Origin of the sequence: Paenibacillus pasadenensis (assembly GCF_023715725.1) — a bacterium.
Classification (GTDB): Bacteria; Bacillota; Bacilli; order Paenibacillales; family Paenibacillaceae; genus Paenibacillus_O; species Paenibacillus_O pasadenensis_A.
The window spans coordinates 1-484 of record NZ_JAMBOT010000036.1; the positions used below are offsets into that span (position 1 = coordinate 1).

At 45.9% G+C, this 484-nt stretch carries 1 tRNA gene and 1 rRNA gene; both read left to right on the plus strand.

The window, feature by feature from the left end:
* Positions 1 to 66: ribosomal RNA gene (locus M3223_RS23835) — 16S ribosomal RNA — on the plus strand; the annotation flags it as partial.
* A 152-nt stretch (positions 67 to 218) separates the two neighbouring features.
* Positions 219 to 294, plus strand: a tRNA-Ala gene (locus tag M3223_RS23840).
* Positions 295 to 484 lie beyond the last annotated feature (190 nt).

The following is a 484-nucleotide window of genomic DNA, read 5'->3' on the forward strand; positions in this document are numbered from 1 at the left end:
TAGATGATTGGGGTGAAGTCGTAACAAGGTAGCCGTATCGGAAGGTGCGGCTGGATCACCTCCTTTCTATGGAGAATCGCTTCCTGCAACGGAGGCATTCAAATTCGAGGCATCGCCAGATGCCTCAACAGAAACCTTCGGGTTTCAAAACCGTCGAATTTAAGGTTCTGAATAAGGACTGGCTTAAATCATTTGTTCAGCTTTGATGGAATTTGTCTGGGGCCATAGCTCAGCTGGGAGAGCGCCTGCCTTGCAAGCAGGAGGTCAGGAGTTCGATCCTCCTTGGCTCCACCATGCAACTACCATCAACGTTTGAAGGAAATATCTTTTATTGAGATTTATCTCGATAAATGGTATGTCCATAAAACCACTTGTACCTTGAAAACTGGATACGAACGATATGAAATGCTGAAACATCCGAAAGCTGTGGTCTTAACTGGAACTTGTCCTTGGACAAGATGGTTAAGCTACTAAGAGCGCACGG